Annotated in this window: 7 protein-coding genes; 3 read left to right on the forward strand and 4 right to left on the reverse strand. The window is 41.6% G+C overall.

Annotated features, from left to right (window positions below; all coding sequences use genetic code 11):
- Window positions 1-56: 56 nt before the first annotated feature.
- Window positions 57-1,478: an amino acid permease gene (locus WKF69_RS02690; protein ID WP_340379343.1), complete on the reverse strand. Its 1,422-nt coding sequence runs from the start codon at window positions 1,476-1,478 to the stop codon at window positions 57-59.
- Between the two features lie 290 nt (window positions 1,479-1,768).
- Between WKF69_RS02690 and WKF69_RS02695 the strand changes: the two genes are divergently transcribed.
- From WKF69_RS02695 to WKF69_RS02705, 3 genes are all read left to right on the forward strand, one after another.
- Window positions 1,769-4,003 carry a sodium-translocating pyrophosphatase gene (locus WKF69_RS02695; RefSeq protein ID WP_340379344.1) on the forward strand — a complete coding sequence of 745 codons (2,235 nt, stop codon included), beginning with the start codon at window positions 1,769-1,771 and terminating at the stop codon, window positions 4,001-4,003.
- A 225-nt stretch (window positions 4,004-4,228) separates the two neighbouring features.
- Complete coding sequence (locus WKF69_RS02700) at window positions 4,229-5,701, forward strand: amino acid permease (protein WP_340379346.1); 1,473 nt, start codon at window positions 4,229-4,231, stop codon at window positions 5,699-5,701.
- 93 nt (window positions 5,702-5,794) lie between these two features.
- Window positions 5,795-6,370: a MarC family protein gene (locus WKF69_RS02705; RefSeq protein ID WP_340379348.1), complete on the forward strand. Its 576-nt coding sequence runs from the start codon at window positions 5,795-5,797 to the stop codon at window positions 6,368-6,370.
- 9 nt (window positions 6,371-6,379) lie between these two features.
- Here the strand turns inward: WKF69_RS02705 and WKF69_RS02710 are convergent, their stop codons facing one another.
- The 3 genes from WKF69_RS02710 to guaA form a co-directional block, all read right to left on the reverse strand.
- On the reverse strand, window positions 6,380-7,558 hold the full coding sequence (locus tag WKF69_RS02710) for an RsmB/NOP family class I SAM-dependent RNA methyltransferase (RefSeq protein WP_340379350.1): 1,179 nt from the start codon (window positions 7,556-7,558) through the stop codon (window positions 6,380-6,382).
- The gene (locus tag WKF69_RS02715; protein ID WP_340379352.1) at window positions 7,555-8,736 is read right to left on the reverse strand and encodes an ABC transporter substrate-binding protein; all 1,182 of its coding nucleotides are present in this window, start codon (window positions 8,734-8,736) and stop codon (window positions 7,555-7,557) included. Before WKF69_RS02715 ends, WKF69_RS02710 begins: the two co-directional genes overlap by 4 nt.
- A 19-nt stretch (window positions 8,737-8,755) precedes the next feature.
- Window positions 8,756-9,483, reverse strand: a 728-nt coding sequence (guaA, locus tag WKF69_RS02720; RefSeq protein ID WP_340379354.1) for a glutamine-hydrolyzing GMP synthase, incomplete at its 5' end; no start/stop codon positions are given.

Below are 9,483 nucleotides of genomic sequence, written 5' to 3' on the forward strand. Positions count from 1 at the left end.
CTTATAGCTTATAGCTTATAGCTTATAGCTTATAGCTTATAGCTTATAGCTTATACTTATACCTTATATCCTTTCTCACTCGCTCTCCATAAATAATATATTGGTACCCCACTTATCATAATTCCCAATCCTACCCATACAAATTCCTGTTTGTAAAGGATCAGTAAAACACAAAATGCTGTGCCCATAATTATATATAAAGCAGGAAGGAACGGATATCCAAATGCTTTATAAGGACGTTCTGCATCAGGCATTTTAGAACGGAGTATATAAATACCCACGATTGTAAGGACATAAAACACCACCACGACAAAAGAGATCATGTCGAGTAGCTGGCCATATTTCCCGCTGAGACAAAGAATGGAAGCCATGATACATTGGATCCAAAGTCCGAATTCCGGTACTGCATACTTGTTTAGAGTCGCCGTTTTTTTAAAGAATAAGCCATCGTTCGCCATGGTGTGATAAACTCTTGCTCCTGCAAGTATAAGCCCGTTGTTGCAGCCAAAGGTCGAGACCATGATCATTAATGCTATGATGATGGTACCAGCATTACCGAATATCACACTTGCTGCTGCTACCGCAACGCGATCCTTATCTGCCGTGGCAATCTCTGTAAGAGGGAGAACAGCAACGTACACCATGTTGGCAAGAACATAAATAACTGTGACTATCAGGGTTCCCAGAAACAGGCTTAAGCCAATATTTCTTTGAGGATTTTTAACCTCTCCTGCAATGAAGGTAATATTATTCCAGGCATCGCTGCTGAAAATAGAACCTACCATGGCAGCCGCCACTGCACCAAGAGCTGCAGCCATTGTATATGATTGTACAGAGCCGTCGACATTAAGCTTTTGCATACTCCAGGCATTCGTCCAGTTCGCATCCCAAACATCAGGCTTGAGCATTATAAATCCGAAAATTATTAAGCCGAACAAGCTTATTAGTTTGGTCAGGGTGAAGGTGGTCTGTATCATCTTTCCGCCCTTCACCCCTTTTGTATTTATGTACGTCAGCAGCACAATGATCCCAATCGCCAGAATTTGAGCGGGAGAAATAGTGAGGGAGCCAATATTAAACAGCACCAGATCTTCATTAACACCGGGTATCAGATATGCAGTGAACTTGGAAAAGGCTACCCCAACGGCGGCTATAGTCCCGGTTTGAATGACAGCAAAAAAACTCCAGCCATATAGAAATCCAATGAGAGGATTGTATGCTTCCTTTAGATACACGTATTGGCCGCCGGCTTTGGGAAACATCGCGCTAAGCTCACCGTAGCTTACAGCGGCTATAAGAGTCATCAGGCCGGTAATAAGCCAAACTGCTATCAACCATCCCGCCGATCCTACATTTCTGGTTATATCAGCCGCTACAATAAAAATTCCCGATCCAATCATACTACCTGCGACGATCAATGTCGCATCAAGCAGTCCAAGCTCGCGTTTCATTTCTGTTGGCTCCAAAGTTTCCTTCATTTTCTAGTTTTGGTTTAGATATTTAAGAATAAACTTACATTAAAAAATTATCTCAAAATCAATAAAATTATCGAAATGCAATCTTTTGCTTTCCGGCTCTAAAAACACGCTTATTACGCAGAAATAAATAGATTACACAAGTGCCTCATTTCCAACACCTAATAGGGTCATTTGAAATAAATATCACTGAATATCACAACATTATGCTGCTGCTTGTTTGAATAATAGAATAAGCCTGCTATTTTTGCGGTCACGTTAAAAAAATAACCAATCTAAACAGAGATTTATACATGGAGTTTTTACAAGAAAATTTAATTTATTTAATACCGGTTTTTGGGGTTGTGGGGATCATCGTCATGGCTATCAAATCTGCCTGGGTAACCAAACAGGATGCCGGTGATGAAAATATGCAGCGCTTGTCAGGATACATTTCTGATGGTGCGATGGCATTTCTGAAAGCAGAATGGAGAGTCCTCGGATATTTTTCCGCTATAGCAGCAATTCTATTGGCCTACTCTGGTACTCTTGTTGAAACGTCAAGCTGGGTTATCGCTATCTCTTTTCTTATAGGTGCATTTACTTCTGCGCTGGCAGGTTATATCGGGATGAATATAGCTACCAAATCTAACGTTCGTACGACACAAGCCGCCAGAACAAGTTTATCAAAAGCATTACAAGTATCTTTTACTGGCGGAAGCGTAATGGGTATCGGTGTTGCCGGACTTGCAGTTCTTGGACTTGGAAGCTTGTTCATTGTTTTTTATCATATGTACGTTGTTAACGTAAATGGAGATATTAACGGTATTGAGATGGAGAAAGCGCTGGAAGTGCTTGCCGGGTTCTCATTAGGAGCTGAGTCAATTGCATTATTTGCTCGTGTTGGTGGTGGTATTTATACTAAAGCTGCTGACGTGGGTGCCGATCTTGTTGGAAAAGTTGAAGCAGGAATTCCTGAGGATGATGTGCGTAATCCGGCTACAATTGCCGATAACGTCGGTGATAACGTTGGTGATGTTGCAGGTATGGGAGCCGATCTTTTCGGATCATATGTAGCAACTATTCTGGCTACTATGATATTAGGCCGTGAAATTAAATCAATTGATAATTTCGGCGGTATTGCGCCAATCCTTTTACCCATGCTTATTGCAGGTATAGGACTTATTCTTTCGATTGTAGCTTGCTCTTTCGTTAAAATCAAAAAAGAGACTGACAGCGTTCAAAATGCATTGAACATGGGTAACTGGTCTTCTATTATTATGACAGCAATTGTTTCATTCTTTGCTGTTAGATGGATGCTTCCGGAAGAAATGATGATCCGTGGTTTTGAATTCTCTAAAATGGATGTTTTCTATGCTATAGTGGTTGGACTTGTAGTTGGAACATTAATGAGCATTATCACGGAATATTACACCGCTATGGGTAAACGTCCGGTCATGAGTATTATTCGCCAATCCTCAACGGGACATGCGACCAATATTATCTCCGGTTTATCTGTCGGTATGGAATCAACAGTATTACCGATCCTGGTACTTGCCGGAGGTATTTATGGATCGTTCTACTTTGCCGGCTTCTACGGTGTTGCAATTGCTGCTGCCGGTATGATGGCAACAACTGCAATGCAATTGTCAATCGACGCATTCGGACCAATAGCGGATAACGCAGGGGGAATTGCTGAAATGAGCGGCTTGCCTCCTGAAGTAAGGGATCGGACAGATAACTTAGATGCAGTAGGTAACACCACCGCAGCAACTGGAAAAGGTTTCGCCATCGCTTCAGCTGCGTTGACCTCTCTCGCCTTATTCGCTGCTTTCGTAGGAGTCGCTGACATTAATGCTATTGATATTTATAAAGCTGATGTTCTTGCCGGTTTATTCGTAGGAGGTATGATTCCATTTATATTCTCGGCTCTTTGTATCTCGGCTGTAGGCCGCGCTGCGATGGACATGGTAAATGAGGTTCGCCGCCAGTTCCGCGAAATTCCAGGCATCATGGAATATAAAGCCACACCAGAATATGACAAATGCGTTGCAATTTCTACAGAAGCGTCTATACGTGAAATGATGCTTCCAGGTGCAATAGCTCTTATTGTTCCAATTATCATCGGTTTCGCGTTTGGTGCTGAAGTACTGGGTGGTTTATTAGCTGGTGTAACTGTTTCTGGTGTGCTGATGGGTATGTTCCAGTCAAATGCGGGTGGTGCATGGGATAACGCTAAGAAATCATTTGAAAAAGGCGTCGAAATTGACGGTGAAATGTATTATAAGAAATCAGAACCTCATAAAGCTTCTGTAACCGGAGATACCGTAGGAGACCCGTTTAAAGATACTTCAGGTCCGTCGATGAACATCCTAATCAAATTAATGTCGATAGTTTCCCTGATCATTGCCCCTCACCTTTCTTCCGACACCTCACATATTGATGGCCAGATGGAAGTAAAGAGAGATATTAAAACTATAGCCGTTGATTCAGCGGGTAACACGACCATTGATACGATCACCAACAAAATTGATACTATCGCGCCATAGTTCAGAAAGCTTATAAATTGACAAAGGGACTCCTTCGGAACATCCCTTTTTTTTATGTCCAAAAAAGGCATTCAAGCTATTGTTAAGAGATATTTTGACGTAATTACAGGCAGGCTATTTTCAGCAAACAAATGCTCAACAGCGTTTCATTTTTCAAATAAAATTAATTACGTTTGAGATCAGTTAAATGATAAATCCTTTATAAAACATTACTAAACCAATTGTATGTTCCACAAAAAATCTATCGAGCAGTTAATGCTCGAATCAGCTCAAACGGGTGAGGGTACTTTAAAGCGTTCATTAAGCAGCTTTAATCTTGTCGCACTCGGCATTGGGGCTATAATAGGCGCTGGTCTATTTTCATTAACCGGCATAGCTGCTGCTGAAAATGCAGGACCGGCGGTGACTATCTCATTTGCTCTTGCAGCTTTTGCTTGTGCGTTCGCGGGATTGTGTTATGCAGAATTTGCTTCTATGATTCCAGTGGCGGGAAGCGCTTATACTTATTCTTATGCCACCATGGGTGAGTTCATGGCGTGGATAATTGGATGGGACCTTGTTCTTGAATATGCCCTGGGTGCGGCCACCGTTGCTGTTAGCTGGTCCAGGTACCTTTTGGAGCTTCTCAACAAGTACAATATCGATCTCCCGCACCAATTCATTGTATCTCCATGGGAAACCATGAAGCTCGGCGATGGAACCGTTATTGAAAACGGATTAATCAACCTTCCTGCAATTTTCATTGTATGCGTACTTTCCCTTGTCCTTATTCGTGGTACGCAGGGATCTGCAAGCATGAATAACTTCCTTGTAGTACTAAAAGTTACTGTTGTTATAGTATTCATCGTTTTAGGCTGGAGCCACATCAATCCGGATAATTATGTTCCATATATCCCAGAAAATACTGGCAAATTCGAAAATTTCGGCTGGAGTGGGATCTCTACTGGTGCGGCGGTAGTATTCTTCGCTTTTATAGGATTTGATGCTGTTTCAACCGCAGCTCAGGAAGCTAAAAATCCACAGAAAGGAATGCCAATAGGAATTTTAGGATCCCTCGTAGTTTGTACTATACTTTATGTGTTATTTGCTCATGTAATGACTGGACTAGTTAATTACAAAGATTTCGCAGGCGATGCAAAGCCTGCTGCAACTGCCTTTGCGATGACCGGTTATAGCTTTCTACAGGATGCCCTGATCATTGCGATACTAGCTGGTTATACCTCAGTAATTCTGGTCATGTTAATGGGTCAATCACGGGTATTCTATACAATGGCCAAAGATGGTCTCTTACCTAAATTCTTTGCCGCAGTTCATCCGGAATACCGTACTCCATGGAAAACCAACTTATTCTTCCTTGTATTTGTAAGTCTTTTTGCAGGATTAGTTCCCGTATCTGATCTCGGCCATATGGTTAGTATAGGCACTTTATTTGCGTTCGTACTGGTTTGTATCGGCATATTAGTTCTGCGCAAGTCACTTCCTGATGCCGTTCGACCGTTCAGAACACCTCTTGTTCCATTTGTTCCAATTATGGGTGTTTTGGTTTGTCTTTACCTGATGTACTCATTACCGGCTGAAAGCTGGGTCCGTTTGTTTATCTGGATGGCTTTAGGAGTTGTTGTGTATTTCAGCTACGGTAAAAAATACAGTAAGATACGTGAGCTAAGAGATGGCAAGATTATAGAGAAAGATAGATAGTACCAAAATTATCTTATTATAAAAAGGTTCCGGAGCATTCCGGAACCTTTTTGTTTTTCGAGAGTTATTTACAGATGAAACATCCCATCCAAAATGGAAAACTTTGATTTAAATTATAATCAGATCCTTTCAGTAACGATGATCCTCTTTGCGATCATTGACATTCTAGGATCAATCCCTATAGTAATATCACTGCGCAACAAGGCTGGCCATATACAATCCGGAAAGGCGTCCATCGTTGCATCAGTGCTGATGATATTATTTCTTTTCGTTGGTGAAGAAATGTTAAGTATCATAGGGCTGGATGTTTCCTCGTTCGCAATAGCGGGTTCAATAGTCATCTTCATTATTGCGATGGAAATGATCTTAGGAATTAATTTATTTAAAGAGGAAGTTTCGTCAAGCGTTTCTATAGTTCCCCTTGCTTTTCCTTTAATAGCCGGATCTGGTACCTTAACTACACTTTTGTCGCTAAAGTCAGAGTACGCTACCCAAAACATCATTATAGGCATAATATTGAATATGCTGTTTGTATACATTGTACTGAAGAACACAATCTGGCTCGAGAAGATCCTGGGAAAAACGGGCTTGACAATTCTAAGAAAGGCTTTTGGGATAATTTTGCTGGCTATTGCTGTCAAGCTTTTCCGTCACAACACTGGTTTGTAACGAAATTAATCATAAAGGGCTTGGTTTTATTAGCCTTGCAGCATACATAGTGTCTGCTTTATGCTCATAGCCCTTGAATATCTCCTGACTTTCCAGCAGAAAACCATGCTCGGCAACAAGGTACTGAACAACCTCTTCGTTCTCTTCTTTGAAGACTGAACAGGTAATGTAGATTAAAGGCTTTCCAGGTTTTAAATACTTGACAACATTTGAAGTTATGGCTTTCTGAAGATTTTGGAAGCCCTGGATCTTGTGGTCAAGAAACTGGCTGATCATTTCCGGAGTCCTCCCCCATGTTCCGGAACCGCTGCACGGCGCATCGAGAATGATTCCGTCAAACTCATAATGATGAAGGACGAAATCAGGATTCTGTGTCAGATCGAGTACTTTCTTTTGATAGGTACGGAGGCCCGCATTGATAAAACGTTCGTCAAGATTATCAAGCACGCTTTCGCGGATATCGGAAACAACGAGCTTAATATCAGGTTGCTCTGAAAACAATAATAATGACTTGCCCCCTGATGCCGCACATGCATCCCACCAGTGCTCAAATCGGCTTGGCTTGAAATATTTGAGTGTTTGCTGGGATGAAAGGTCCTGAATCTCGTAAGGTTTTGTGGGGAACTCTGCGTCCGGGAAAATGTTATTTAAGTTCGTTCCATTCGGCAAAGCAAGCGTGTACTTTTCAATTTGTCTGAATGGTATTGCGGTTTCAGCGATAGCCGTTATGACTATATCCTCTTTATTTGGGTGTACCCTGATATAGAGGTCAGGCTGAACAAAAAAGGATTTGAAAAATGCAGTTTGATCGATGCCCTGGGAAATGTGTCCGAAGGGAAATACATCGCCAAGCTTAAAACCATTTTCTCCAGTCAAATAAGCTATTTTCTTATCCAGCGATAGATAGATCTTCTCGTTAAGATCTGGCCGGAAATGCTGTAGGAACGGATTATCTACGGACGTGCAGAGAAATTCAGCAAAAAATAGCCTCTCTTCTATTGGCTTACCTGCAAAAGATTTTCCTAGTCTGTAATAATTGTATAAGAGTCTGGATGCAGAACGGCGGTCGTTAGACCCCATTTGCTTATTCTTCCTAAAGAATTCTGGCAAAAACTTTCCAAGTGGGCGATCCTCCGGGTAGCTTTCTAAAACACGCAAAAAAGTCCTGAGCTGCTGTTCTGACCTCATCGTATCGGTTGTAATTCGAGGCCCCGATAGGTAAGCAACATCAGTTCCGTATTACTGTAACCGGATAATGGATCTTTTGAGAAGCGGAAATCATTGTGAAGGCCTTTATAGGTTTCTGTTGTCAGATGCCGGAAGTAATCTTTACCATGTTTTTCAAGCAATCCTCCTAAATAATATCCAATATCGAAACCTTTAAACGAGAATTCGGAAGGCTCGAAGCCATATTCATCCCTATACCTGGCTACGAAATGTTTAACATTCCCAGCTTTATAATCAATGAAGTAAGATGAGCTCAACTTGGTTTTGAGAGCCTGCATTTTTGAACCGTCCAAAAACGTTGCTTTAGTCCAATTGGGATGGCCAAAAAGCTCAACTTTGTACTTTTCAGTCGTCAACTTATACAACTTGTCGATTGTTGGTATTAAAAATGCTCTTTCGGATGATGAAAGGATTATCAAATTATTCCGTGAGGTGCTTAAATAGCTTTGCAATCCTATCGCATTTGAGCGCTCGATGATCTTAAACCTGCCTTTCGAAAGCTCATTAATGTATTTCCTTAAGGGAGCTGAAAACTTTTCATCGTCGTTCTTTTTAGTATTTACAAGGACTATGTTTACCTGCTCCGGCTTATAGTTACGATTAATGTAATCGGCAATCTTCCACCCATGCTGATCAACATTGTTGTTAACGGTAACCAGATTTGGATTTCTAAATTGACCTGGCATTGATGCAGCCAGAGGGGAAACAAGAAGTTTAGAGGCGTCCCTGGCGAAAAATTCGGAAAAAGTGCTTAACGCATCAGGAAATACAGGCCCTATAATAATGTCATTTTCCTTTACAGACGCCGCGGTTGCCAGATTAACAACACGTGTTTCCTGATCCTGAGTGTCGAATACCTGAAGTTTATAGTTGTGTCCACCATTTGAAAGTGAATCAAGAGCGAGTTTAAATCCCTGATAGAAATCTACAGCCATATCGGCTTTACCAATCTCCTTTGCCCCGGCAGTTTTTAAGTTGATCGTATTAAGTTCAAACGGTAGCAAAAGTACCATAGAATGATCGATGTCCTTTTTGACAGGACGAATTTCATCAGTCTTTTGTTTTACCGGTGGAACCTTGACACCTTCTGTTTTAACAGTGGTTATCTTCTTCGAACATGCCGAAAAGAGTATGATCAAGCATAAAATAAGTAAATACCTATTCCCACTCAATCGTGGCAGGCGGCTTGGAACTGATATCATACACTACCCTGTTAATTCCTTTTACATTATTAATTATTTCATTCGAGATCTTGGCCAGAAGCTCATAAGGCAGGTGGCTCCAGTCGGCAGTCATCCCATCGACCGAACTTACAGCTCTTAAACAAATAACATGCTCATAAGTTCTCTCGTCTCCCATAACTCCTACAGATTGTACAGGTAAGAATATTGCGCCCGCCTGCCAAACCTTATCATACCACCCAGAAGTCTTAAGATTGTTAATATAAATCGCGTCGGCTTCCTGAAGAATTGCAACTTTCTCAGGGGTTATATCATCCAGAATTCTGATAGCAAGTCCGGGTCCCGGGAAAGGATGCCGGCCCAATAGTGCTGGATCCATACCTAAGGCTTTTCCGACCCTTCTTACTTCATCCTTAAATAGTGTATTCAAAGGCTCCACCACTTTTAATTTCATGAAGTCAGGAAGCCCACCGACGTTGTGATGTGATTTGATAGTAGCGGAAGGTCCCTTTACAGAAACCGATTCTATTACATCGGGATAGATTGTTCCCTGACCAAGCCATTTAACATCCTGAACTTCATGCGCAGCATCGTCGAAGACTTCAATAAATACTCTGCCGATAGCCTTTCTTTTTAATTCCGGATCTTTTAACCCTGCTAGCTGGCTTAGAAATCTGTCCCCGGCATCTACGCCGCGAACATTCA

The organism is Daejeonella sp. (assembly GCF_037719425.1).
Taxonomy (GTDB): domain Bacteria; phylum Bacteroidota; class Bacteroidia; order Sphingobacteriales; family Sphingobacteriaceae; genus Daejeonella.

Bases quoted from the DNA above. Each gene is read 5' to 3' on its own strand.
- WKF69_RS02690 (WP_340379343.1), bottom strand. From the start codon at position 1,478: ATGAAGGAAACTTTGGAGCCAACAGAAATGAAACGCGAGCTTGGACTG.
- WKF69_RS02695 (WP_340379344.1), top strand. From the start codon at position 1,769: ATGGAGTTTTTACAAGAAAATTTAATTTATTTAATACCGGTTTTTGGG.
- WKF69_RS02700 (WP_340379346.1), top strand. From the start codon at position 4,229: ATGTTCCACAAAAAATCTATCGAGCAGTTAATGCTCGAATCAGCTCAA.
- WKF69_RS02705 (WP_340379348.1), top strand. From the start codon at position 5,795: ATGGAAAACTTTGATTTAAATTATAATCAGATCCTTTCAGTAACGATG.
- WKF69_RS02710 (WP_340379350.1), bottom strand. From the start codon at position 7,558: ATGAGGTCAGAACAGCAGCTCAGGACTTTTTTGCGTGTTTTAGAAAGC.